This is a genomic window from Hymenobacter profundi (assembly GCF_019334315.1).
GTDB classification, from domain to species: Bacteria; Bacteroidota; Bacteroidia; order Cytophagales; family Hymenobacteraceae; genus Hymenobacter; species Hymenobacter profundi.
Genome location: NZ_JAHWGL010000011.1, coordinates 24,478 through 50,236 on the forward strand (window position 1 = coordinate 24,478; position 25,759 = coordinate 50,236).

Here is a 25,759-nt window from a genome sequence, read left to right on the forward strand (position 1 = left end):
AGCCGGTGGGTGACTATGCTTAATACGGTAGGTCAGGCGTTTGGATTAACTAAGTTGGTGGATAGCGCCGGCAGGTCGCCGGTGAGCGTTTGCTTGGCCCAGCTGAAAATAAAGGTAGCGCCTGCCCCCTCTGCCGATTCTACCCGAATGGTGCCACCGTGGCGCTCCACAATCTTTTTCACAATAGCCAGCCCCACGCCGGTGCTTTCTAGGGTATCGCGCTCGGTGAGGGTCTGAAAAATGACGAAAATCCGCTCGTGGTACTCTGGCGCAATACCGGGGCCATCGTCGGCAATGGCAAAAATATATTGCTTGCGATTTTCCTGTATGCTGATGCGGACATGACCAGTGGCCGGATGGTCGTGGTACTTCAGGGCGTTGCTGATCAGGTTGGTGAATACCTGCTGAAGCGGCACGCGGCTAGTAACGAAAGTAGGTAGGAAAGTGGGAAGCTCCACCTGAAAACCGGTCGGTGGGGCCAGCGAATCCACGATTTCGTTGAGTAGCTCCCGCACATCTACCCACTCCTCGGGCTGCTGCACCCGGCCAATTCGCGCCAGATCCAAGATGCCCGTAATAAGGTGTTCCATGCGGTGCACGCGGGTACGCATCAGCGCTAAAAACTCTTGGATGTGAGGAGGAAGCTCTTCGGCCATATCTTCCTCAATCCAGCGCGAGGCGCTTTCAATGCCGCGCAGAGGCGCTTTCAAATCGTGCGATACCACGTAAGCAAACTGGTCGAGCTCCTCGTTGCGGCGGGCCAGTTGTGTGATGTTAGTATCGATGGTGCGGGCCATACGGTTCAGCGACTGGGCCAGCTCGCTTAGCTCATCGCGCTGGGTGTCGCGCAGGCCGGTGCTGTAGTCGCCGCTGGCAATACGGCGGGCTAGCTGCACCATGCTGCCAATGCGCCCCGAAATCTGCCGTACAATATAAGAGGCCCACAGCAAGCTCAGCACACCCGCTAGTACCGAAATGGCGATGGATAAGATGCGGGCTTGCTGGATGCTTTCCGCGAGCTTCACGCGTTGCTTGGCGCGGCTGTCAAACTCCTGCTGATCGAATTTTTCGAAGAGCACCCTAATCTGATCGACCAGCTGTTTGCCCGTCAGGTTCGTCATCAAGTTGCCGTGGGGCATTTCAAGTAACAGCAGCTGGTCGGCGTTGCGGCGGTGTGCCTCGCGCTTCTCGCTTACCAGCATGTGCGAGTAGTCGGCCCACTGCTGGTACAAGTGCTGCGCCCGCTCAATACGTCCTTGCTGGGGAGAGCCAGTTTCCAGTTGACTCCGCAGGCGCAGGAAGCGCCCCAGCAAATCTCGCTCGCCTTTGTAGTAAGACTCCAACATTCTCTCGTTGCCGATCAGCAGGTAGCCCCGGAAGCCCGATTCCATATCCACAATACTGCGCAGCAGCAAGGTGGCCTCGGCTGTGATGCGCTGCGATTTCTCGACGCGCTGTGAGTTGCGCAGCACATTGCGCGAGAGCTGGTAGTTGACGGCCACGACCACCGCAAACAGCAGCATCACCACAATAAAACCAGCGAAGAGCTTAGTGGAAAGTTTCAGTTTCATGAATACCACGAACAATCGGACCGCTGAGGCAGCTAAAAAATCGAGCCGCAATTTCTTCGGCGGCGCGCTGCCAGCGGGTGAACTTCAAAGATAGCAGGATACGAACAGGTGCGGCCCACCGGCCGGAATTGGCTACTTTTGCCCGTGTCCGGCCTCGGCTGGTTCTGGTTTGTCTTTCTACCCTTCTTCTTGTTTTCTCCATGAGCGAAGCTCTCAAGACCGTTGCCCTGAACGATGTGCACCAGCAGTTGGGTGCCAAAATGGTGCCCTTCGCGGGCTTCAACATGCCCGTGCGCTACTCTTCCGACCTCGAAGAACACCGGACCGTGCGCCGGGGCGTGGGCATTTTCGACGTGTCGCACATGGGCGAATTCCGGGTGCGTGGCCCGCAGGCCCTCGGCCTCATCCAGCGCGTCACCACCAACGACGCCAGCAAGCTCCAGGACGGCAAAGCGCAATACTCTTGCCTGCCCAACGAGGAAGGCGGCATCGTAGACGACCTATTGGTGTATAAGCTAGCCGACGAAGACTACCTGCTGGTGGTAAACGCGGGCAACATCGACAAGGACTGGGCCTGGATTTCGGCGCGCAACACCGAGGGCGCGGAGCTGGAAAACCAGTCGGAGCAGTGGAGCCTGTTTGCCGTGCAAGGCCCTAAGGCTGCTGCGGCGCTCCAGTCTCTCACCGACACCGACCTGGCCAGCATTCCTTACTACTCCTTTGTGCAGGGCACATTGGCTGGTGCGCCCGGTGTTATTCTCTCGGCTACGGGCTACACGGGTGCGGGCGGCTTCGAGCTGTATGTGCCTAACGAGTACGCTCAACACGTGTGGGAAGCGGTGATGGAAGCCGGGCAGGAGTACGGCATCAAGCCCATCGGCCTGGGCGCCCGCGACACGCTGCGCCTGGAAATGGGCTACTGCCTCTACGGCAACGACATCACCGACGAAACTTCGCCTCTGGAAGCCGGCTTGGGGTGGATTACCAAGTTCACAAAAGACTTCACCAACGCCGATGCCCTGAAACAGCAGAAAGCCGAAGGCGTGACACGCAAGCTGGTAGGCTTTGTGATGGACGGCCCCGGCATTCCGCGCAGCCACTACGAGCTGGTGAACGAGGCGGGCGAGAAAATTGGGGAGGTAACGTCGGGCACTCAGTCACCCTCGCTTAGCAAAGGGGTAGGGCTAGGCTACGTGCAGACTGCCTACAGCCAGCCCGGTAGTCAGGTTTTTGTGTTGGTGCGTGGCAAGCAACTGCCAGCTACCGTTACCAAACTGCCTTTTGTGTCGGGCACAGAAGCATAAGCACTAATTAGATGGATGGGGGTAGGGACAGCTTATCGGCATCCCTACCCCTGTTGTTTTTATACTGCCTTCACGACTATTGGGCGCCTGCAAGGTGCTTATTCCTATGCCGACTCTGGATATTTGTTTTTCGCCTGACCTGCTGCCACTCTACGATTTACGTGGGCGCATAGCCGTGGTGGTGGATATTTTGCGGGCTACCTCAAGCATCGTTACGGCGCTGGCGCAGGGCGTTACGCATTTGGTGCCAGTTGAGACGCTGGCGGAGTGCCGGGCGCTGGCCGCCGATAACTACCTGACTGCTGCCGAGCGCGACGGTGTGCAGGCAGAAGGGGTAGATCTTGGCAATTCGCCCTTCGGCTACCTCAATGGGATAGTGCCGGTGCAAGGCCGCAACGTGGCCATCACCACCACCAACGGCACCCGCGCTATGCACCTGTCGCGCGCGGCCAATGAGGTAGTGGTAGGGGCTTTCCTGAACCTGGGAGCCGTGGCCGATTTTCTACGCCAGCAGGGTAGGGATGTAATCGTGGTATGCGCCGGCTGGAAAGGTCATTTTTGTCTCGAAGACACGCTGTTCGGTGGCGCTCTAGCTGCCCGCCTCGCCCCAGACTTCGACGTAACCAGTTCTGACGCCACCCTGGCTGCCCTCGACCTCTGGGAAAAAGCCAGCCCCGACGTAGCCGCCTACCTCCTGAAATCGGCCCACGTGCGCCGCCTCAACCGCCTCGAAGCTCACAAAGACATGGAATTCTGCGTGCGCCAAGATGAATATAACTTGGTACCGGTGTGGCGGGAAGGAAAAATTGTGAAGTTGTGAGGTATTGAAAACGTCTGTCATCCTGAGCAGAGCGAAGGACCTTCTCACCTAAGATCGATGCTCGTACCAGCGACTCGTTTTTAGGTGAGAAGGTCCTTCGCTCTGCTCAGGATGACACGCGTCTTTTTCATTCACAACTCTATTTCAACTTCTCATTTTCCTTATGACGAGTAGCATCCCGCTGCGTTTTCTTAGCCAGATTGCGTTGCAACGCTTCGGTTAGATTGACGCCTGTTTGGTTGGCCAGGCAGATAACCACGAACAATACATCGGCCAACTCATCGGCTAGCACCTTGTCCTTATCTGACTCTTTAAACGACTGCTCGCCGTATTGCCGGGCAATGATGCGGGCTACTTCGCCTACCTCTTCCGTCAGCATGGCCATGTTGGTTAGCTCATTAAAGTAACGGACACCAGTAGTTTGAATCCACTGATCTACGGTTTGCTGGGCTTCTTCGATAGTCATGATTGGTGAGTTGGTGAAGTTGTGAAATGGTGGGTTTGACCTTCTAATGATGCAAGTTGCGCAAACCTCGACGTTAGAACGTCAACTTCACTATCTCACCGTTCCAGCACAATCGTCACCGGCCCGTCGTTCACCAACGCTACCTGCATATCGGCGCCGAACTCGCCGGTAGGCACGGGCTGGCCCAGCAGGGTAGTAAGTAGCTGCACAAACTGCTCGTAGAGCGGCACGGCCACGGCCGGCGGCGCAGCGCCCACGTAGCTGGGGCGTGTGCCTTTGCTGGCATCGGCCAGCAGCGTAAACTGGCTGACAACCAGCACTTGCCCGCCCACATCCTGCACCGAGCGGTTCATCTTGCCTTCATCGTCGGCGAAAATACGGAGCTGGATCAGCTTGCGGGCCATCCAGTCCAGGGTAGGGGCTGAGTCGGTGGGAGCAAAGCCTGCCAGCACCAGTAGGCCGGGGCCAATCTCGCCAGTCAGGCGACCTTCTACGGTTACGCGAGCCTCACGGACCCGCTGTACTACAACGCGCATAAGCAGGGTAAACAAGGAATGATGTGCCGGCAGATGTCGTACTTCGCGGAGTACCCCCTCTCGGCATGGCTGATTTTATCCTCACGAAATACGACAATCCATCCCGAACAGCCACGCTGGCGTGGCTACTGCCCGCGTGGGTGCTGGTAGCCGCTGTGCGTTTGCCCGGCCTAGCCAGCATGGCGCTACCCGACTACGACTCGGTGCGCAACTGGCAGATTGTGCAGGAGTTGGTCCGTGGCGACTTGCGCCATCTGTTCTACCACGCCAGCCCCGGCTTCTATCTGCTCTTCGCGCCCGTGGCGGCACTCCAACCCGATTTTCACTGGTATCTATACCTGAATGTTCTGCTGTCGACGCTGGCGGTAGGCACGCTGGCTGCCGTGGTGGGCTACATGGTGCGGCTGCGCCCGCCCGAAACGGCGCTGCTCACGCTGCTCATCGGCACCAGCATCTTCCTCACCTTCGCCGCCCGCGACTTCACCATGAACTCGGTGATGCTGCTCGCCTTCGCAGGCCTGCTACATGCGTACTACCAACGGATACAACGCCCTTCTCGCCGCACCCTACTAACAGCTACCGGATGGTTAGCGCTGGGGCTGTGCTTCAACTATAAATTCTTGTTCTGCCTACCCATTCTGCTTGTACTGGAATGGCGAGCCGCTGATGGGCTGTTGCGTCAACCAAGCAACGCCGGCCGTGTGCTGCTGGTGCTGTCGGCGCCCTACCTGGTGTTGGGGCTAGTGGGCTGGGTAGGTGGCCTACAGTGGTGGCGTTGGCCTGCTACATACTACGGTATTCTGTTTCCGTCGGCCAGTAACGCGGCGGGTCGGGCCGGTAACTTTCGCCTCGATTTGCTGTACTACCCGCACTATCTCGTGGCGTTTGAGTCGCCGGTGCAGTGGCTGGGGCTGCTGGCTTTCCCGCTGATATTTTGGCGAGTGCTGCGCGCTGGCTGGCAGCGCCCTAATGCAGTTTTTTACCTTGCTGTGTGGTCGTACTGCTTTCTTGGTGGCTTTTCGCTGCTGCTGAAAGCCCCGCGAGGCCTGCTATTTGCCTACGGACTTTTTGCGGCGTTGGGCTTCTTGGTGCTACGTCATGTACTGCGACAGCGCCTGGGTTGGCTAACGGTGGTTGTAGGCGTGGCGGTGTTGGGTAACATGATCCATATTCAGCAAGAAATCTATGCTTACACTGGTACCAATTACCCAGCAGTAGCGCAATGGCTCCAAGCACACCACAGCCACAAAACCGTGAGCACCGTGGGGCTTTCCTTGGCGCCCTACCTTGCCCCCGATTCCTTAAAGAGTATCACAGACGAAAAGCAACTGCCTACCCTGCGTAAACGTCACTACCAGTACGTAGTGCTCGATGCTTATTGGCGCGTCACAGGTATTGCGCACTTCGATTCGTTGCGGCGTCAGCAGCCGTTAGTCACATGGCGCGAACCATTGCTCACAGCACCACTACTCTTTCTGGAGCACTCCGAGTTCAGCGGTATTGACTACCCTGAAACCATGCGCCGCCAACAAGCCGCCGCCCAAGACACGGTACAACTGGCGGTATTTGAATTGAACCAGTGACACGATATACGTCCTCGCTTAGCTGTTCCAAGTCAGAACTATACTCAAGCATCTTTGCTACGTGCGTCTGCTTAAAGTTGGGTTAGTTTTATACAGGCGGCGCGGCTAGATTCGGGGCGCAGCTATTCAAGCGTAGGCCTCATTCGGCAGATCCGAGCGAGGGCAGCCCTTTATACATGTGTTCTTTTACCGCATAATCTTCAGGCTATCCAGCGTGTGCTGGTAACGGCGAGCATTCTTTTTATGCTCCGCGAAGGTTTCGGCGAAATCGGAATAGCCGCTTCGGTCGGGGCGGGCGCAGAAAAAGAGGTATTGGTGCGCGGCAGGGCGCAGCACGGCATCCAGGCTCTGGCGGTTGGCGGAGGTAATGGGGCCGGGCGGCAGGCCCGCGTGCTTGTAGGTATTGTAAGGCGAATCGACCAGCTTATCCTTATTCAGCACCCGCTTCACTCCAAAGTTGCCGATGGCCCAAAGTAGAGTAGGGTCGGCTTGCAGGCGCATGCGGCGGCGCAGGCGGTTAAGGTACACCCCAGCAATAATGGGTTTGTCCTGCGGCATGGCGGTTTCGCGCTGCACAATACTGGCCAGCACGTGTACCTGGGTAGGCGACAGGCCCAGCGAGTCGGCCTGCTGACGCCGTTGGGCGGTCCAGAACTGCCGGTGCGTAGCCGCTGCCGAGTCCATAAACTGCTGCGCCGAGGTATTCCAAACCAGCCGATAAGGGCCGGGTAAAAACAGGGTTAGCACAGTGGTAGTATCAAGCTGATACTGTCGCTGTAGCCACTCGTTGTCTTGCAGCAATTGCCGGAGCGTCGTGGAATCAGCTTCCAGCTGCCGCGCTATTTGCCGGACTAGCTGAGGTTTGTACTTGAAGGCGTTCAGCTGAAAATCAACAGTGTCTTGCTCTCCTCGTAGAAGCCTGTCGAGCAAAGCATCGTTGCCAAGACCAAAATCGAGGCGGTAGCGGCCGGGGCGGATTTGGGCTGGGTAGCCGCGCCGTTGGGCTAGCCAGGCAAACGTGGCGGGCTCGTGCAGCAGTTCCTGCCGCCGCAGCGTATCCAGTACTGTTGCAAACGAGCTGCCCGTACGGATATAGAGGTAGGCCGGTCCTAGCGGTGAAGCTACCACGTTGGGCTTGCGCCACACCCGCCACCACGCGTAGCTACCCGCTAGTCCCAGCACTAGTCCCACGCCAAGCAACGTTAATACTACCCACCAGCGCAAACGGGCAGAAGGAGAAGTTTCTGTCATCAACACAAAGATAAAACACAAAAAGCCCGGTTCGCGCCGGGCTTTATAAGAGAGGGGCAGAGGCTCTTGATGTGCTTTGGCTGCCGAGATGCTTATTGAAAAGGGGTAGCAATGCTGTCGTATGACAGCTGATGTTGCACCGCCGTATCGCGCAGAATGGCCTGTTGCCACGGCCGAAGGGCCTGTTCAGCGCCTTGCTCAATGATGTCCGATATCAGCCGGTTCGAGAGCACAAGGTTCGCTACGTAGCCGTTGATATCCTCCGTAATGAACGTTTTTAACTGTAATAGCAACTGCTCGCGGGCATCGGCGCGGGCGGCTTTCTCCCCACTCAAACGCCGCCGAAACGGGAAGCGCCGCTGCTCGGGTGGTAGGGTTGGCTCAGGCACTGGCACAAATACGTCAGGTAGGAAGCCGGCCAGTTGGTCGATGTAGGGCGTGCGCTTCAGCTCGGGGTGTAAGCCTCGGGCGGCTTTCCATTCCTCCAGCGTGCGGGGTGTATCGCGAGCCAGCTCGGCGAGGCGGTCGTTGGCAAATACCATGTACGGCGGCCGGTCGATTTGCCGGGCTACCTGGTCGCGTAGCATATATAGGTCGCGAAACAGGGGCATTTCGGGTGGCAGGATGCGGTATTTGCCGGCCATGCGTAGGTAGGGCCGCTCGTCGCGGGTGTAGCGTACGTCTTCTAGCGCTGCGTTTTCCTCATCGGCCCAATGTGTGCGGTCTAGTGCTGCCAGCTTATCGCGTAGGCGGTCAGCCAGCTCGAACAGGTACAGCACATCGTTGGCGGCATACTGCTTCTGAGCTTCTGTAAGCGGCCGCTTCAACCAGTTCGACTTTTGCTCACCCTTGTCCACCTCAATGCCCAACTCGCTCTGAATTAATCGGCCCAGGGAAATATTGTTATCTGCCTCGGCGAGTAGCGTGTACTGTACGCTGGTGTCGGTGATGTGGCGCACGTGCACGCCGTACAGCTCATCAAGCAGTAGAATATCCGACTTGCAGCTGTGAAATACCTTTTCCACGGCCGGGTCGCGCAGTAGCTCCCAAATCGGTTCTAGCTCGTGCGCCGGGTTGGTGAGCGGCAATGGGTCGATGAGGTAGACGGTGCGGCCATCAAAAAGCTGAATCAGCGCCAGATTGCGGCCATAACGATGGCGCATGTCGTCAAACTCCAAGTCGATGGCAATGCGAGGCTGATTATGGAGCGTGGCGGCGCACTGTTGCACCTCGGTGGCTGCAGTGAGGTATTGAATGGAAGGCATTGAGTAGTACTAACAGAAAACGCAATATAGACTCTAAAGTAGATAAAAGATTAGGGTAATAGGAATAGTACAAATCAAAACTGTTAGTTTGCATATCGATACACAACAGTACTAGGAGGGTTATTATATGCTATAAAATAAATGAAAAATACTGAGTGTTTAATGAATTATTCTTACTTTTAGTTAAAAATAAATAGCGATACTGTTCAAAGGCTATGACACTACGGTATCCGCTTCATGTTGCTCTTAAGACTAACTTAAGCAGGACGACCTTCGGTAGTAAAAGTTGAATGTTAGTAGGTAGAGCTGAGAAAGTTTAGACTGTATATTTTTCGCTAAAAGTGTATGACGTAAGCAGTCTACACTATAGAATCGCCTCGTTAGATGATTTCTTTCCATTTTTTCAACTTTTCTTTTTTCCAATGAAAAAAACATTACTCATGAGTTTACTACTCATGATAACTCTTTTGCAATATGCTTCGGCACAAAGCAGAAGCATATCAGGACGAGTAACAGATAGACAAACAGGGGATGGGTTACCTGGCGTAACTGTCTTGTTGAAAGGCACGTCGAATGGCGTTTCAACCAATGCTGATGGTACCTATACCCTCTCAGTTACACAATCTGCAGGTACACTAGTATTTAGCTCTATTGGCTATATTCAGATTGAACGTGCATTCGGCGAGGAAAATCAAATTAACGTGGCACTTGCGCCTGATACAAAACAATTAAATGAAGTAGTTGTAACAGCATTTGGTATTGAGCGCGAGACCAAAGCGCTTACGTACACTGTACAAGAAGTACAAGGTGAGCAAATCACGAAAGTTGCCCAGCCAAACGTAACTAATGCACTTCAAGGCAAGGTAGCAGGCGTTATAGTGCGTCAGTCCAGTGGTATGCCAGGCTCTTCATCACTAATCACGATTCGTGGTAGCCGCTTCCTTACAGGAAATAATCAGCCTTTATATGTAGTAGATGGATTACCCATTGAAAGCCAAGCTGATTTTGGTGGTGGGGTAGGCGATACAGACTACTCTAGCCGAGCACTTGATATCAATCCTAGCGATATAGAATCTATATCAGTGCTCAAAGGCGGCGCCGCTGCTGCTTTGTATGGTAACCGCGCAGCAAACGGCGTAGTAGTTATTACTACAAAGCGTGGTAAAGGCGTAGGTAAAAAGGCCCAATTGTCCTATACTTCTGACTACACTTTAGACTATGCTAGCCGTTTTCCTAAACTGCAAAATACTTGGGCACAAGGTAGTAACGGTATTTTTAACCAAAATACTTCTACTTCTTGGGGACCAAGAATAACAGAACTCGATCCTGCAGTGCTGGATAAAGGCGGTAAAGCAATTGTGCCTGGTAGAGTGTATGATAACGTAGAGCCCTTTTTCCGTACAGGCCATACAATCAATAATGCTGTTGATTTGACAGGTAGCGGCGATTTTGGCAATTACGGTGTTGGCTTAGGTTATACAAAGCAAATAGGTGTTATTCCTACTACTGGTATGGACCGCTACAGTGCTAAAGTAGGGGGAGATTTCAAAGTATCGGATAAGTTTACTATTGGTGCTACAGCGAACTATACTAACCTACAAGTAAGTAAATTGCCTAACGGGTCGAATCTATCGAATCCACTGTTTACTACTTATTATGCTCCGCGTAGCTATGATTTGTGGGGAATCCCTTTTGAAGACCCCAATAACCCAAATCAGCAGATTAACTATCGTGGTTCTTTTGACAACCCTCGTTGGGCACTAGCACATAACTCATTTAGTGAGCAAACAAACCGTATGTTTGGTAGTGCTAACGCTAGTTATAAGTTCACAAACTGGTTGACGCTCAACTATCGCGTAGGCGAAGATTTCTATACTACAGAGGGGAAAGAATTTTATGATCTAGGCTCTGGTAATACGGGAGGGCGTACTGCTGTTCCTTCAGGTGGTCAAGTACGTGACTATACAGTTACACAAAATCAGTTGAACTCTAACGCCAACTTGGTCTTCAATAAAGATTTGACTGATGACATTAACCTGAATGTATTGCTTGGTAATGAATTCTATGATATCCGTAATCGGTATCAGAACATGTTAGGCCAAGGGGTAACTATCGGTGGCCTACAGAACATCGACAATACAACTACACAGACTACAACGGAATATATTACCCGTAAGCGTACCGTTGGATTCTACGGTAACTTAGCTGCTTCGTGGAAAGAGATGATTTATCTGAACGCTTCAGGGCGTGAAGACTTTATCTCAAACCTGCCAAACGGCAATAGAACAATTTTCTATCCTTCAGTAGGCTTAGGCTTTGTAATTACAGAAGCTGTTTCTGTTCCACAAAACGTTGTAACGTTTGCTAAACTGCGTGCCTCTTACGCCGAAACGGCACAAGCGCCTGATGCAACCTATTTAACACAGCCCCGCTTTGTGCGTGGTGGTGCAGGTAGTGGCTATCTATCGGATGGCATTACATTTCCTTTCCAAGGGCTAACGGCTCTGTCTTTGTCAGATGTGCTGTACACCAATCAGTTGAAACCTGTTAACGTTAGCACGACTGAATTTGGCGCTGATCTGCGCTTCTTCAACAACCGCCTAACATTTGATTATACATTCTTTATCCAGAATGCTAATAACCAAATTTTTGCCGCTCCTTCAGCTCCATCAATTGGGTATACCTCACGATATGTAAATGCTGGTAAGCTTCGTACCTTGGGTAATGAACTTGTATTGGGTATTACGCCAGTGCGCACAGATAACGGCTTCAACTGGAATCTGACAGCCAACTTTACTGCTTATCGCAACAAAGTGCTGGAACTAGCTGAGGGAGTAGACAATATATTCTTGGGTGGTTTCACTGAGCCTAACATTCGTGCACAAGCCGGAAATGCTTATCCCGTAATATTTGGGACGCGCTATTTGCGTAATAGCAACGGCCAGATTGTAGTTGATGCCGATGGCTATCCGCAGGCAGATGAACAACTTGGTGTAATTGGCCAAGTACAGCCAAAATTTGAAGTAGGGGTAACCAATAATTTTACCTTCAAAGGAATAACGCTAACTGCTCAAGTGGATGTACGGCGTGGTGGACAGGCATATGCTGGTAACACGCGCCTAGCTCGTCTCTATGGCATGGACAAAGCGACTGAAGATCGTACTTCAGACTACATCTTTCCTGGCGTGAAGGAATCCGGTACTGATGCACAAGGTAATCCTACCTATGTTTCTAACGATATTGCTATCAAGCGCGACCAAACCTATTGGCAGCTAGTAAATGATGGTATTGATGAGGCAAGCGTATTTAAGACAGATTTTGTGCGTTTGCGCGAATTGTCTTTGGCCTATTCGCTGCCTACCTCCGTTGTAAGTAAGACAAAGGTGCTTAGCAACGTATCGTTGACCCTCACAGGGCGTAACCTGTTCTTGATCACGAAGTATCCTAATTTCGATCCTGAGACGAACATTGGTGGCGCTTCTAACTTCCAAGGGTTAGAATATGTGGCTTTACCGCAAGTGAAAAGCTACGGTATTGGTTTGCGCGCTACATTCTAGAAAATTGCAAAGACCTTCAATAATGAAAACAATAAAATATACTCCTTTCCTGCTTGCATTGGGATTGGTGTTTGGTGTAGGTGCGTGTACAGAGGATAAGCTCGATGAGATTGATACTAATCCAAATACACCAACTGACTCACCAGTGCAGCTATTGCTGCCACAAGTAGAGGTTGATGCCGCATTCGGTATTTCAGGAACAGATTTAGCATGGATTTCTTCTGTGTTTGTAGAGCACACTACGGGTGTGCACGCGCAGTTTGAAAACCTAGATAAGCGGGCTGTTGGTTCATTCACTAACAATACAACCAGCAACAACTGGAATGATATCTATGCTGGTGAATTAGTTGATCTGAACTTAATCATTCAGAAAGGCTCGGATGGCGGTAGTGAAGCAGGCGCTTGGCGCTATGTAGGCATTGCCAAGGTGCTGAAGGCATACACGTTAGGAATCACAACTGATTTGTTTGGTCGTATTCCATATAGCGAAGCGCTACAGGGAGATGCGCTACTGAAGCCAGTATATGATAAGCAGCAGGACATCTATACCGTTATTGATGACCTATTGACTGATGCTATTGTCGACCTTGATAAAACATCGTCGAAAAGCCCAACCAACGCAGATCTGTTCTATGGAGGCGATGCGGCAAAATGGAAGAAGGTAGCGTACTCTTTAAAGGCTCGCTACTATAACCATTTAAGTAAACGCGACCCTGCTGGTTCTGCTGATAAGGCTCTGGCAGCTGCCGCACAAGGTTTTGCATCACCTGCGGACAACTTCACTTTCACAAAGTATACTACTGCTGCCATTGGTCAGAATCCATGGTACCAAGAACAAAATGACCGGGGCCACTTTGCGGTGAGTGCTACATTCTACTCTATTCTGCAAAATGGCACACCTACTGTGACGGCTGATGATGATCCGCGTATTCCGTTCTTGGTTGACCCGGTTGGACGTAATGCGAGCAATCCACGCGTCGCTGCTCCTAATGGTACGGCTATAGCTGACCAAGGGGGCACTACATATTCACGGATTTCAACGAACATCGTAGATGCAACATCAGCTCAACCTCTGATGACTTATGCTGAATTGAAGTTCATTGAGGCGGAAGCGCAACTGCGTAAGGGAAATGCAACTGCGGCATATGATGCATACGTGGCAGGTGTAAATGCTGACCTGAATGCTAAGGGTGGGAGTACTTATACAAACTCCACATCAACAAATGCAAACGTCATTGCTTTCCGGGCGAAGGTATTTATGGGAGCTAGCAATCTGACATTGCGGGACATCATTACGCAGAAATATGTAGCTGCTTTTCCTTATATGTCAATTGAATCTTATAATGACTACCGGCGTACTGGCTTTCCAGTGTTAAATAATCCTAAAGGGCCAGCACCTCGTCGCTTCCCCTATCCACAAAGTGAGATAGATACAAACGGTGATAATGTTCCGAATGTACCTCTTGCCAGTGGAGTATGGTGGGATGATGGTACAGAAGATTAACTCTAAGTGGTAGAATAATAGAAAAGCCTAGTCGGAATGACTAGGCTTTTCTATTATTCTACCACTTAGAGTTTCAGGGGCAGTATGCCTTTTCTTAAAAAGGACAACATTAAAAGTAATTAAGCCTCATCCTCGTCTTCCTCCTGCGTGAAATCCAGCTCCCGCGCTAATTTCAGCGCTTCCGCCATTAGCTCGTCCATGCCGGCAATAGAATCTACTTCCAGCGTGTCGCCGAAGAGGTTGAGCAGTTGCTCGCCCTGCTCATTCACGTAGAGGTTGGAGTAGAGCCGGTCGAACAGTTTGCCTTCTTTGGTGACAATAGCGTCGATTTCTTTGGTGGAGCCGGCGCGTAGGGCGCGGTGCATTAAGTCCAGCACGGCACGGCAGTCTGCGTGGTCACCTAGGTCGGCCAGCAGCTTCATCAGGGCCATGGCCACGGCCAGACGCACCCGCTCGAAGCGGAAGGAAAGCTCAAGCCGACCGGCGCGCTCCAAGTCCTGGTAGGCGGCTAAGGTAGGCTTGCTGAGGTAGCGGGTGGCATCGGCAGGGTCGGGGAAGGCCTGGTGCAGAAGCTGGTCGTAGGTAGTAGCACTCATAGAGAGGGTAGGGAAAAACGAGGAGCGGAGCTGAACAGGTAGTTGCCAAAAGGGCGCGGACATGTAACCCCAATGCCCAAAGATACGATTGCTACTAGGTTGCTGGCCGCAACAGGCTGCCTGTATCACGCAATAGCGGCTGGCTTTTCGTTTACTCACACATCCTATCTACATGACGCACAAGAAGAAATGGTTGCTTTTCGCTCCGGCCGGCTTACTAGTAGTGGGCTTCGGTAGCTGTCTGATACAATGGGCCGCTAAAATGAAAGACGATGAAGCTCCTACCGCGCAATGGGTAGGTGCTGGTACGTTAGCACTGGGGGTATTCAACGCGGGGCTAAGCCTGCTGGGGCGGGGCATTATGGAAAATGCACTCTACGAGATTCGCGAGAAAGGCCCCTCAGCTGTAACAGTTGACAGCATTGCACCGGCTATGTTTGTCGAATAGCCGATAGTTTCATCTGTACAGCATAACCTTAGGCCTTACGCAATCACTTAGCACAGTTGAGCGAGTGCGTAAGGCCTAAACCTATAAACAAGCCGATTTCCTACCTCTGTATTGGGGTAGGAAATCGGCTTGTTTGCTTTTACAAGGCAAGGCTGTTTGGAGACTTGACACCGAAAGAGTGCCGCCAACGCTATATTCGATTCTCCGAACCGCTTTACCCGCCTACCTATTCTTTTTCAATGGCAAAATTCTTCTCTTCACCGCTCAGCTGGCTGTTAAGTTTTCTGTTGCTAACCAGCGCTGCCAGCTACGCTCAACTGCCTGCTGCTCCAGCCGAGGGGCCACTCCTCACACCCACACAGTTTCTAGGTTATCCACTGGGTACGCGCTTCACGCCCCACGCGCAGATGTTGCGCTATGTAGCGCATGTGGTAGCGCATACGCCCAATGGGATGCGCTTGCAACAATACGGTAGCACCTACGAGCATCGTCCGCTGGAAGTGGTGCAGGTGGCCTCAACAGTTAATCTACAACGCCTGGATGCTATCCGGCAGAGCAATCTGCGCCGGGCTGGTTTGGCTGAGGGCGCAACCGACGCTGCCCAGCCGGGTATTGTATGGCTGAGCTACAACGTGCATGGCAACGAGGCAGTGTCGTCGGAGGCGGTGATGCAGGTGCTCTACGACTTGGCCAACCCGCAGGACCAGCAGATGCAGCAGTGGCTGCAAAATACGGTAGTGTTGGTTGACCCCTGCGTGAACCCCGACGGCCACGACCGATACGTAGATTGGTACAACCGCGTGGCCGGACAACCCGCCAACGCATCGCCCTACGCCTGGGAGCACCGAGAGCCGTGGCCCGGCGGGCGACCCAACCACTATTATTTCGATCTGAACCGCGACTGGGCTTGGCAAACCCAGCAGGAAAGCCGCCAGCGTATTGCGCTCTACACGCAGTGGCTACCGCAGGTGCACGCCGATTTTCACGAGATGGGCGTCGACAATCCCTACTACTTCTCGCCGGCGGCTAAGCCGTTTCACGAAGATATTACCAAGTGGCAGCGGCAGATGCAGGATGCTATTGGCGACTACAACCGCCAGGTGTTCGATAAAAACAACTGGCTCTACTTCACCCGCGAGGTGTACGACCTGTTTGCACCTACCTATGGCGACACGTGGCCGAGCTTCAACGGCGCTATTGGCATGACCTACGAGCAGGGCGGCTCGGGTAGGGCTGGCGTGCGCATCGCCCGCGCCGAGGGCGACACGCTCACGCTCACGCAGCGCATCAGCCACCACCACGCGGCCAGCCGCGCTACCATTCAGGCTGCAGCCGACCGTCATGATAAGCTGCTCAGTGAGTTTCAGCAGTACTTTACGGACGGTCGCACCAAGCCCCGCGGCGTGTACAAAACCTTCGTGATGGCTAGCTCCTCCGACCCTGCTCAACTTCGCGCCCTCACGGAGTACTTAGAGCGCCAGCAAATCCAATATGGCTACGCCAGCCGCCGGGCGCGTATGCGCGGCTACAGCTACGATACGGGTAAGGAAGAAGTGATGGAAGTGCAGCCGCGGGATGTGGTTATCAGCATGTATCAGCCCAAATCGACGCTAGTGAAAGTGCTGTTTGAGCCTCAGCCAGCGTTGGAGGACTCACTCACGTATGATATTACAGCGTGGGCTTTGCCTTACTCATTTGGCTTGAAAGGGTACGCTTTGAAAAGTCAGTTGTCAGAGGTGAGTTCCAAGTCGCCAGAGCAGAAAACTCCGCAACGCGCAACCGGTACTTCAGAACCTACAACAGATAAGCCCTACGCCTACCTCAGTCGCTGGACCAACCAGCACGACGTGCAGTTTCTGAGTCAACTGCTGCAAGCCAAGGTGAAGGTACGGGTAGCCGAAAAAGCTTTCGAGGCGGCCGGCCAACAATATGCGCCTGGCACGCTGGTAATTACCCGAGCCGGCAACGAAGCCATGGGGCCCAAGCTCGACCAAGTGGTACGGGCGCAAGCCGATTCGGCGGGCGTGGCCGTGCAGGCTGTGCAAACTGGCTTTTCTACCACTGGCAGCGACTTGGGCTCCAGCTCGGTGCGTTATGTAGGTCAGCCTACTGTGGGCGTGCTGGCTGGCGAAGGTGTAAGCTCCGGTGCCTTTGGAGAGGTGTGGCATTTCTTCGAGCAGCAAATTCACTACCCTCTCACGGTGCTAGGTACCAGCTACATCAACAGCGTGCCCCTGCAGAAATTCGACGTGCTAATTCTGCCCGACGGCAACTACTCCGATGTGTATTCTGACCATGGCTTGGAAGCGCTGAAAACCTGGGTGCGCGCCGGCGGCAAACTGATTGCCTTAGAAGGAGCCGCCCGTTTTTTAGCTGATAAGAAAGATTTCCTCCTGAAAACAAAGCCTGCTGACAGCGCCGCCACAAAAAAAGGCGACCCCTACCAACAGCTCCGTCGCTATGCCGATGCCGAGCGCACGCAATTGCAGGAACAGGTGCAAGGTAGCGTCTACCGCGTGCAGCTCGACAACACGCATCCGCTAGCTTTTGGCTATGGGTCTTCGTACTTCGCCCTTGTTCGCAATCCGCTCAACTACCGTTTTCTGAGCGATGGGGGCTGGAATGTGGGTGTGCTCAAGAAAAATAGCTATGCGGCTGGTTTCACGGGCGTGCAGGCCCGCCGTCAGCTGGTTGATACCTTTGTGCTGGGCACCCAGGAGATGGGTAGGGGCCAAGTGGTGTACATGGCTGATAATCCGCTGTTCCGGGCTTTCTGGCAAGGTGGCAAGCTACTATTCAGCAACGCCGTTTTTCTGGTTGGACAATAAAAAGGTAATCAAAAAGCAGAAAAGAGCCCCACCAAATAGTTGGTGCGGCTCTTTTTATTTAGCTGTGCTTTCTTGTAAGCACGGAAGCAATTAAAATACTTCTTCAGCTTTATTGCCTACCGCGTTGGCGCCTTTTTTCACGCCACGCTTGGTCTTGCGAGCAGCTTTTTTAGTGAAATCGCCGGTAGCTTCAGCACCGGTTTCTACAGCATTACCCGTTGCCTTAGCGCCTTTTTTTACGCCATGCTTGGTCTTGCGAGCAGCTTTTTTGGCGAAGTCGCCGGTAGCTTCAGCACCGGTTTCCACAGCATTACCCGTTGCCTTGGCTCCCTTCTTCACGACATGACCGGTTTTTTTGGCACCGGTTTCTACGCCTTCCTTCGCGTCGTGAATTACTTCACCAGCTTTAGAGCGGTCTTCCGTAGTAGTGGTTTGAGTGGTAGTCTGGGCAAAAGCGGCCGATGAAAGGGCCACGGTAGCTATGAGCAAAAGAAACTTTTTCATGATGTCAGAGGGAAAAAAAGATGTCTCCTCTCTATACGATTCGTGCGAAAATGGTTGCCTTTTGCGTGCAATCTTCCCACTACTACACGGCTAGCTCAGGCATTCGGCAGCAGCAGCGAACTGTCGCCGTAGCTCAGGAAACGGTAGTCGTGGGCTAGGGCATGTTCGTAGACGCGTCGCCAGTCGGGACCCAGCAGGGCAGCTACCAGAAGTAGCAGGGTACTTTCTGGCTGATGAAAATTGGTGATAAGACCTTGTACCAACCGGAACGTATAGCCCGGTGCAATCAGCAGCTGGGTAGTAGCGTGCAGGGTATCGGTCTGGTGCTGGTCTAGGTAGGCGAGCAGGGCGCGCACGGTTTCTTCTAGGGTAGGGGTAGGCACAGGTTGGTACGGCTCCCATTGCGTGAGGTGCAACGCCGCCGAAGCCGCCTCTGGCTGGCGCACCAGTTGCGCACCCAGCCAGAATAGGCTTTCCAAGGTGCGCAAGCTAGTGGTGCCCACCGCAATAACCGGCCGCGGCGCGTGCGCAAGCAGCTGGTAGAGAAAGTCGCGCTCCACACTGATAGGCTCGGCGTGCATGGGATGGTCGGCCATGTGATCGGCCTTCACCGGCTGGAAGGTGCCCGCGCCCACATGCAGCGTTACGGTGGCCCGCTGAATGCCGCGTGCATCCAGCTCAGCCAGCACTGCATCGGAGAAATGCAGGCCGGCAGTGGGGGCCGCCACGGCCCCTTCGTGGGCAGCATACACCGTCTGGTAGCGCACGGCATCGAGGTCCGTATCGGCGCGATTAAGGTAGGGCGGCAGCGGCAAATGGCCGGCCGCACGCAACACCTCGGCGAAGGGTAGGGTAAGGGGCGTCCAGCGAAAAGCAATCAACGAGTAGCCCTCTGCTACCTCCTGCCGCTCGGCCGTGAGCACCGCCGTTTCGCCATCTACCTGAAACTCCACCTGCACTGGTCCGGATTTCCAGCGTTTGCCGTTGCCTACTAAGCATTTCCAGACGCAACTGCCGGTTTGCTGCATGGCGGGCTCAATGGCGCGGTGCGGAGCTACCGGCTCCAGACAAAACAGCTCGACCACCCCACCTGTGGGCTTGTGCGCAAACAGGCGGGCCCGCACTACCTTGGTATCATTGAAGACCAACAGCGAATCGGCAGGCAATTCGGCGGGTAGGGCGTGAAAGCGTTGGTCAGTGATATTGCCCTGGCGGTACACCAACAGGCGCGACTGGTCGCGGTGCGCGAGGGGCTCCGGCGCAATGCGCTCCGGTGGCAGCTGATAGGTGAAATCCTGAATGGAAAGCTGGCGTGGATCAGGGGTAGGGACAGCGGACATCCTGCAAAGGTCTGCAATCAGGTGACTACGAGCAATGCTATGCAAATGGCTACTACCACTCAAGCGCTGTGCATGCAGCTATAGTGGCTTGCGCGTCAACTATTTCGCTCTTCTAAAAAACATTAAATGTTGCTGAGGCAACGCTTCCACGCTTTCTACAAACTCTAGACCTACCGCTGCCATCTCCTTACGGGCCTGGTCGATGCTGAGCTTATGTAAGCGCTTGATGGGCACGCTTGGGTCCTCGGCACGGTACTCCACTAAAGCCACCCTACCCGTTGGAGTAAGCGAGGCGCGGACGGCACGCATCATCTCACGTGGATAGTCGAACTCGTGGTAGGCATCCACAAGCAGCACCAGATCAACTTGATTAGCAGGGAGATTGGGATTTTGCGTGGTGCCTTTCACCGCTTCCACGTTGGTAACGTGTTGTTTGGCTTTGTTTTGTTGAATAGCAGCCAGCATTTCGGGCTGAATATCTACAGCCAGCACTTTTCCCTGCGGCACCAATGGCGCCATTCGAAAAGTAAAGTAGCCCGTACCGGCCCCTAGGTCAGCCACCACGTCGGTAGGCTTTAGTTGTAGCTCCCGCAGTAAAATATCCGTGCCTTCCTCCTGGTTGCGGTCGGGGCGCTCCAGCCAGTCAGCGCCCTCATGCCCCATTACGTGGGCAATCTGCCGGCCTTGGTAATATTTACTGATGCCATTGGGGTCGGCAGCTGGCCGAAACTCGTAGCCCGTAGTGTCGGGTGCCACCAAGGTATGGCGTTCCGCAGTTAGGCTCGTGGTATTGACGCTTTCAGTGGGCAGCTGCGTGCAGGCACCCAACAGAAGAACACTGCCGCACATAGGCAGCAACCACCGTGTAGGAAGAGCAGATAAAGACATAAAGTCAAATAAATTGGTGGGAATAGCCTCCAAAACGACTGGCAGTTGAGAAGCGTTCTGCCGAGACAATGTATTACTTGAATTACGCTGAAAAAGCCGATCTACTCGCCCATAGCAGCTCGACAGTTACATCCTCTCCATCACATGCCGCACGCTTTAATCCTGTGTGTGAATCAGCTATGGTGATAAAGACTTAACGATGGCAACCAGAAAAAAATATAAGAACAGCCATGAAAAGAATGTGCTTTGGCTAACGAATGGCAACTAGTTGGATGTGTCCACCGCGCTATTAGGATTTAAATCTGCTGAAAATTTACCCTAATCAGCACTTTATTCGTATAGGGCGATATTCATTCTACCTTTGCCTGTATGAAAAAACAACTTCTCTCTCTGCAACGTGGCTTTGTTGCCTTGCTGGTAACTGCTACTGCTCTCACAAGCTGCAACCGCGCTGAATACGCTATGTTGCCTAAAACGTCGGCCTACCACGGTACGCAGTATACCGTAACGGCGCCCAAACCAGTAGCTGAAGCTCCTGCAGCCGTTGCTACTGCACCTGAAGCAGCATCCGTAGCTACTGAAACTCCCGTAGTTGCATCTGCCCCCGCCGTAGCAGTTGCACCGGCACCAGTGGCTCAGCCTGCACCCGCTGCCAAGCCCGCCAAAGCGCCTAAATTGAATCTGATGCAGAAAGCATTGGTGAACAAGGTAGCCAAGCAGGCCCAAAAAGTAGCCAGCAAAATGCAAGTGAAGCAGAAGAGTGAAACTGCTGAAACCAACCGCCTCGATGGTAACATCCGCACAGGTATTATCCTGGTGCTGGTTGGTTTGCTAGTGAGCTTGCTGTCCTTCATCAGCGGCATTTTCGGTGTACTGGGTGGTATTATTGCCATCGTGGGTATTGTATTCATCGTATTGGGTCTACTCGATATGGCGTAAGCTCAAGACAAATAGATCTAAAACAGCAAGCCCCAATCAATTACTGATTGGGGCTTGCTGTTTTTATATACCAATATACATCCTTTACTTAGAGAGCATTAGGCGTTATGGTATCATCTACTATTACTTCAATTTATGCGTGTCATTTTTTATTTGTTCATGACCGTACTGTTAATGAGTACAGTGAATTGCCGGAGCAGCCGAGTAGGAACACTGCCTACTTCGTCTTCCATCTATACAAAACCTACGGACACGCTGACATCTAGTGCACCCACTTCTGTGACCTTGTCGGAACAGCGCGATAGTGCCGTTATAAAGCAATCGTTGGATTCGACTATGATCCGAAAGCCAGCTCCTACAATCACTTATCCAGATAACCCGTTGCGAGCATACGGCAAGCCCGACCGTAACACCACAATAGTTAACGTTACGGGAGCAGTTGTTGCTAGTATAGGGGTAGTACGCTTGGTGCAAGCAGGGAGATCTGCAAATTCTAGTACGCCATGGGGCGGTCTAGGGGGATTGATTATTGGTACTACAGGCCTGATAGCGCTACTTGTTGGTATTGCACTACTGTTTGCCCAAGGTAAAAATGGTCGTGTGCGGCGGCTACGCGAAGACCGGCGCCGAGCGCAGGGTAGGAGCTAAGCTGCCTCCTACATCGGGTCCACATCGGCCGCAATGCGAGCTTGCTTGAACTCCTTTTGGTCTTTCACGATGTTGATGGCGTCCCGAATATCGCTTTTGGCCGATTTCAGGACCGTATGCTCGCGGCTGAGCTTGATGGTAATTTCCTGCAAGTAGAAGTTGCGGATACGGAAAATGTACGGCGCTTCTGGCCCAAGCACAGCCTCGCGGCCCAGACGGTCCACCAATTCCTGGGTGAGCAGAATAGCTGCCTGCTCGGCTAGGAGCTGATCTACGTGTTTCACCGTAAGGCGAATCACGCGCATGAATGGCGGATAGCCATGCTCGCGTCGCTGCGTGATTTCGTACTCGTAGAACTCCAAATAATCGTTGCGAATCACTTTATCGAAAATCACCTGCAACGGGTCGCCGGTCTGGATGATGACTTTGCCTTTCTTTCCCTTGCGGCCGGCCCTACCACTCACTTGTACAAACATCTGGTAGGCCCGCTCGTGCGCCCGAAAATCGGGGTAGTGAATGATGCTGTCGGCGTTGATAATGCCTACCAGGCTCACGTTGGCAAAGTCCAGTCCCTTCGTCACCATTTGAGTGCCCACCAGAATATTGGTTTTTTGCTGCTCGAAGTCGCTGATAATCTGTTGGTAGGAATTTTTGGCACGGGTCGTGTCCAAGTCCATGCGCTGCACATGAGCTTCGGGTAGCATGATTTTTAGGTCGTCTTCCAGCTTTTCGGTGCCGAAGCCTACCGTTTTGAGGTTGCGTGAGCCGCAGGCCGGGCACTCCACCGGCATGCGCTCGTGGTAGCCGCAGTAGTGGCAGCGCAGCTCGTGTACGTGCTTGTGGTAGCTCAGGCTCACGGCGCAGCTCTTACACTTCGGTATCCAGCCGCAGTCGAGGCAGTTGATAAAGGGGGAGTAGCCGCGCCGGTTTTGGAAAAGAATTACTTGCTCCTGCGCGCCCAGTTTGCGCTCCATCTCCTGCATCAGCTCGGGCGTGAAATGGTTGAGCATGGTTTTCTGCTCCCGGCTTTTGCGGGTATCTACCAACTCAATCTCGGGTAGGCCGGCCTCACCGTAGCGTTTGGTCAGCTCTACCAAACCATAGCGGCCGGCGCGGGTCTGGTAATAGGTTTCCACAGCAGGAGTAGCCGAGCCCAATAAGGTTTTGGCGCCCTGAAAATTGGCCATCATCAAGGCCACCTCGCGGGCATTGTAGCGCGGTGCTGGGTCATACTGCTTGTAGCTCGACTCGTGTTCCTCATCCACAATCACCAGCGCCAAGTTGTCGAAGGGTAGGAACACGGCCGAGCGCACCCCTACCACCACTTGAAACCGCCCTGACAGCACGCCGTTCCACACCTCCACCCGCTCGTTGTCGGAGAATTTGGAATGATACACGCCCAGCCGGGTGCCAAACACCCGCATCAGGCGCGTTACAATTTGGGCTGTAAGGGCAATTTCGGGCAGCAGGTAGAGCACCTGCCCGCCACCCTGCATGGCCTGCTGAATGAGGTCAATGTAGATTTCCGTCTTGCCTGCGCCTGTCACGCCGTGCAGCAGCACAATGTCTTTCTCGGCAAACTGTTGCAAAATCTCCCCGCGGGCCGTGTTTTGCGCCTCGCTTAGGGTGAAATTCAGGCGGGTTTCGGCCGTATGGTCCAGCGGGAAACGCGACACAATCACGTCGAACTGCTCCAATACACCATTTTTAATCAAGGTGTTCACGGCCGAAGCCGAGAGGTGCGGAGCGCTGCTGAGGTAGGCTTTTTCGATGCCCTGGTGATTGGCATGCTCGTTTTGGTAGATGGGCACTTTCTGCAAAAAGCGCATCAGCACGTCCAGCTGCTTGGGTTTGGTAGCCAGCCGCTGAAACAGTTCTTCCAACGCCGCTTCGGCCACAAACGTGTGGGCTAGCCGCACTTTCTTCACCACCTTCGGTGAGTATTTATCACTCAGATGCTCAAACAGAAAGATGACCTCCTTCTGCATCAGCGACTTGATTACGCGGTGAAACGAGCTGATGCCCAACAATTCACCTACCTCTGTAAAGGTCATTGACTTACCTTCCTCACCCGTACGCAGGACCTCCACAATGCGCTCTTCCTGCTCACTCAAAGGGTAAGGACTTTCCTCCAGCACAAAGGCCGGATGAAGCTGCACGCGGCTTTCCGAGCTAAGCTTGAGCGCGGCGGGTAGGGCTGCGTTGATTACCTCGCCTAGGGTGCACATATAGTAGTCGGCCATCCAACGAAACAGCTTCAGCTGCGGCTGCGTCACTACCGGCGCATCGTCAATAAATTCCAGAATGTACTTAGCCTGGTAGTCTTTGGGCGGCGTTTCGTGCACGGCGGCCACAATGCAGCTCAGCGTTTTTTTAGCGCCGAACTGCACAATCACGCGTCCGCCAATAACCACTTGGTCATTCAGCTCATAGGGTACACGGTAGGTATATAGTTTGGGCAGAGGGAGGGGCAAAATCACGTCCGCGAATAGCGTGACGCGGTCGGTGGCCACCGGCTCCGGCTGCACAAAGTCAAACGAAAGGCTCAAAAGAAAGAAGCTATCAGGCGAAAGTCAAAAAGCGGACTACAAAGATAACCGTTTCGCGGGCGCGTGGTTGCCGACATGCTGAGTTTAGCCCGGCAGTGAAATGTAGATGATGCGTGCAGCAACTCAACTCGATAAGCTCCGCAATGTGTTGGCTTTATCAAGTTGAACGCAAGGGACTTTCTCTCAAAATTGAGATAGTAGGAAGCACATACTTTTCTTGTAAAAAGCATATCAACTTGTTATAATCCTGCTAGTTATGTGCATAATTCGGGTATTATAGATAGTTGGAAAAAAGAGGTAAATCCAGTTCCGCAATGGTTTGCGTAAGCTTTGTATTCTCACCTTTTAACCCAAAATAATATGTCTAAAGTGATGCACAATGACACTGAGACCAAAGGTCTTAGTGAAGGGCTGAAGATGCCTTTGGAGCGGCGTAACTTTCTACGCTATACAGGCCTGGGCTTGGCAGTAGGTGGTCTGGCATTAGCTGGCTGCAACGACGTGATGGAGGACATGTCGCAGACACAAAGCGCCAGCGCTATCGCCGCCGACATGGCTAATATGGTAGATGTAGGTAGTGGCGACGTAGGTATTCTGAATTATGCGTATGCCTTGGAGCAACTCGAGGCTGCTTTCTACGCACAAGTATTGCAAACCCAATACTATAACAGTACATCGGCTCCACAGAGAGTATTCCTGCGCGATATTGAAGCGCATGAGCGTATTCACCGGGAGTTTTTCAAAATGGCCATTACGGCCGCTGGTGCTACCCCTATTAAAGACCTGGAGGTAGACTTTTCCAGTATTGATTTTCGTACCAAGAACGGGGTATTGAGCGTAGCCAAAGCCTTCGAAGACTTAGGAGTAGCTGCGTACAACGGCGCTGGTAAACTTATCAAAAACCCTGCTTACCTAACCATTGCCGGCAAGATTGTATCGGTAGAAGCGCGTCACGCTGCTATTGTCCGCGACTTCTTGGAGTACAACACCTTTGTTGGTCCTGATGTGGTGGACCAAAGCAACGCGCTGGAGAAATCAATGATGCCCGCTCAGGTAGTGGCCATTGCTAACAACTTTCTCAAAGAAGGCTCGAAGCTGAACGTGAGCAACCTGCCCACGGAATAAGCATCGCCTACTCACTCTCACATCTTTCTGTTCTGTA

At 53.2% G+C, this 25,759-nt stretch carries 19 protein-coding genes; 9 read left to right on the forward strand and 10 right to left on the reverse strand.

The features are described from left to right. Positions 1-32 precede the first annotated feature (32 nt). The gene (locus KYK14_RS04830; RefSeq protein WP_246601686.1) at positions 33-1,571 is read right to left on the reverse strand and encodes a sensor histidine kinase; all 1,539 of its coding nucleotides are present in this window, start codon (positions 1,569-1,571) and stop codon (positions 33-35) included. Positions 1,572-1,771: 200 nt separating this feature from the next. On the opposite strand from KYK14_RS04830, the gene gcvT reads away from it, so the two are divergent. Then, positions 1,772-2,875: a glycine cleavage system aminomethyltransferase GcvT gene (gcvT, locus tag KYK14_RS04835; protein ID WP_219157423.1), complete on the forward strand. Its 1,104-nt coding sequence runs from the start codon at positions 1,772-1,774 to the stop codon at positions 2,873-2,875. Between the two features lie 106 nt (positions 2,876-2,981). After that, positions 2,982-3,695 carry a 2-phosphosulfolactate phosphatase gene (locus KYK14_RS04840; RefSeq protein WP_219157426.1) on the forward strand — a complete coding sequence of 238 codons (714 nt, stop codon included), beginning with the start codon at positions 2,982-2,984 and terminating at the stop codon, positions 3,693-3,695. A 139-nt stretch (positions 3,696-3,834) separates the two neighbouring features. Here the strand turns inward: KYK14_RS04840 and KYK14_RS04845 are convergent, their stop codons facing one another. Together KYK14_RS04845 and dtd are read right to left on the reverse strand one after the other, a co-directional pair. Continuing rightward, complete coding sequence (locus tag KYK14_RS04845; protein WP_185281037.1) at positions 3,835-4,161, reverse strand: nucleotide pyrophosphohydrolase; 327 nt, start codon at positions 4,159-4,161, stop codon at positions 3,835-3,837. 95 nt (positions 4,162-4,256) lie between these two features. Continuing rightward, positions 4,257-4,697 (reverse strand): D-aminoacyl-tRNA deacylase, encoded by a 441-nt coding sequence (gene dtd, locus KYK14_RS04850; RefSeq protein WP_219157428.1) that lies wholly within the window; start codon positions 4,695-4,697, stop codon positions 4,257-4,259. Positions 4,698-4,762: 65 nt separating this feature from the next. Here dtd and KYK14_RS04855 point away from each other — a divergent pair, with 65 nt between their 5' ends. After that, positions 4,763-6,280 carry a hypothetical protein gene (locus tag KYK14_RS04855; protein WP_219157431.1) on the forward strand — a complete coding sequence of 506 codons (1,518 nt, stop codon included), beginning with the start codon at positions 4,763-4,765 and terminating at the stop codon, positions 6,278-6,280. Between the two features lie 186 nt (positions 6,281-6,466). On the opposite strand, the gene mltG is transcribed toward KYK14_RS04855, so the two are convergent. Both mltG and KYK14_RS04865 read right to left on the reverse strand, forming a co-directional pair. Further along, positions 6,467-7,531 (reverse strand): endolytic transglycosylase MltG, encoded by a 1,065-nt coding sequence (gene mltG / locus KYK14_RS04860; protein WP_219157433.1) that lies wholly within the window; start codon positions 7,529-7,531, stop codon positions 6,467-6,469. Positions 7,532-7,623: 92 nt separating this feature from the next. After that, positions 7,624-8,796 carry a ribonuclease D gene (locus KYK14_RS04865; RefSeq protein ID WP_219157436.1) on the reverse strand — a complete coding sequence of 391 codons (1,173 nt, stop codon included), beginning with the start codon at positions 8,794-8,796 and terminating at the stop codon, positions 7,624-7,626. A 422-nt stretch (positions 8,797-9,218) separates the two neighbouring features. On the opposite strand from KYK14_RS04865, the gene KYK14_RS04870 reads away from it, so the two are divergent. After that, entirely contained in the window at positions 9,219-12,353 is a 3,135-nt protein-coding gene (locus tag KYK14_RS04870; protein ID WP_208309206.1) for a SusC/RagA family TonB-linked outer membrane protein, read from the forward strand. 22 nt (positions 12,354-12,375) lie between these two features. Beyond that, positions 12,376-13,857, forward strand: coding sequence for a SusD/RagB family nutrient-binding outer membrane lipoprotein (locus KYK14_RS04875; protein WP_219157439.1), 1,482 nt, complete (start codon positions 12,376-12,378; stop codon positions 13,855-13,857). 119 nt (positions 13,858-13,976) lie between these two features. Here KYK14_RS04875 and KYK14_RS04880 read toward each other — a convergent pair whose 3' ends face one another. Beyond that, the gene (locus tag KYK14_RS04880; protein ID WP_219157442.1) at positions 13,977-14,453 is read right to left on the reverse strand and encodes a hypothetical protein; all 477 of its coding nucleotides are present in this window, start codon (positions 14,451-14,453) and stop codon (positions 13,977-13,979) included. Positions 14,454-14,625: 172 nt separating this feature from the next. Between KYK14_RS04880 and KYK14_RS04885 the strand changes: the two genes are divergently transcribed. Both KYK14_RS04885 and KYK14_RS04890 read left to right on the forward strand, forming a co-directional pair. Further along, positions 14,626-14,901, forward strand: coding sequence for a hypothetical protein (locus tag KYK14_RS04885; protein ID WP_219157445.1), 276 nt, complete (start codon positions 14,626-14,628; stop codon positions 14,899-14,901). Positions 14,902-15,140: 239 nt separating this feature from the next. After that, positions 15,141-17,729 (forward strand): M14 family zinc carboxypeptidase, encoded by a 2,589-nt coding sequence (locus tag KYK14_RS04890; RefSeq protein WP_219157448.1) that lies wholly within the window; start codon positions 15,141-15,143, stop codon positions 17,727-17,729. A gap of 90 nt (positions 17,730-17,819) precedes the next feature. On the opposite strand, the gene KYK14_RS04895 is transcribed toward KYK14_RS04890, so the two are convergent. The 3 genes from KYK14_RS04895 to KYK14_RS04905 form a co-directional block, all read right to left on the reverse strand. Then, positions 17,820-18,233 (reverse strand): hypothetical protein, encoded by a 414-nt coding sequence (locus tag KYK14_RS04895; RefSeq protein WP_185281028.1) that lies wholly within the window; start codon positions 18,231-18,233, stop codon positions 17,820-17,822. A gap of 95 nt (positions 18,234-18,328) precedes the next feature. Then, the gene (locus KYK14_RS04900) at positions 18,329-19,573 is read right to left on the reverse strand and encodes an S-adenosylmethionine:tRNA ribosyltransferase-isomerase (protein WP_219157452.1); all 1,245 of its coding nucleotides are present in this window, start codon (positions 19,571-19,573) and stop codon (positions 18,329-18,331) included. A gap of 99 nt (positions 19,574-19,672) precedes the next feature. Beyond that, positions 19,673-20,461, reverse strand: coding sequence for a class I SAM-dependent methyltransferase (locus KYK14_RS04905; protein WP_246601687.1), 789 nt, complete (start codon positions 20,459-20,461; stop codon positions 19,673-19,675). A 369-nt stretch (positions 20,462-20,830) separates the two neighbouring features. Here KYK14_RS04905 and KYK14_RS04910 point away from each other — a divergent pair, with 369 nt between their 5' ends. Beyond that, on the forward strand, positions 20,831-21,400 hold the full coding sequence (locus KYK14_RS04910) for a hypothetical protein (protein ID WP_219157455.1): 570 nt from the start codon (positions 20,831-20,833) through the stop codon (positions 21,398-21,400). 656 nt (positions 21,401-22,056) lie between these two features. Here KYK14_RS04910 and priA read toward each other — a convergent pair. Continuing rightward, positions 22,057-24,597, reverse strand: a complete 2,541-nt coding sequence (gene priA / locus KYK14_RS04915; RefSeq protein ID WP_219157458.1) for a replication restart helicase PriA — start codon at positions 24,595-24,597, stop codon at positions 22,057-22,059. Between the two features lie 360 nt (positions 24,598-24,957). On the opposite strand from priA, the gene KYK14_RS04920 reads away from it, so the two are divergent. Continuing rightward, the gene (locus tag KYK14_RS04920; protein ID WP_246601688.1) at positions 24,958-25,722 is read left to right on the forward strand and encodes a ferritin-like domain-containing protein; all 765 of its coding nucleotides are present in this window, start codon (positions 24,958-24,960) and stop codon (positions 25,720-25,722) included. Positions 25,723-25,759: the final 37 nt, after the last annotated feature.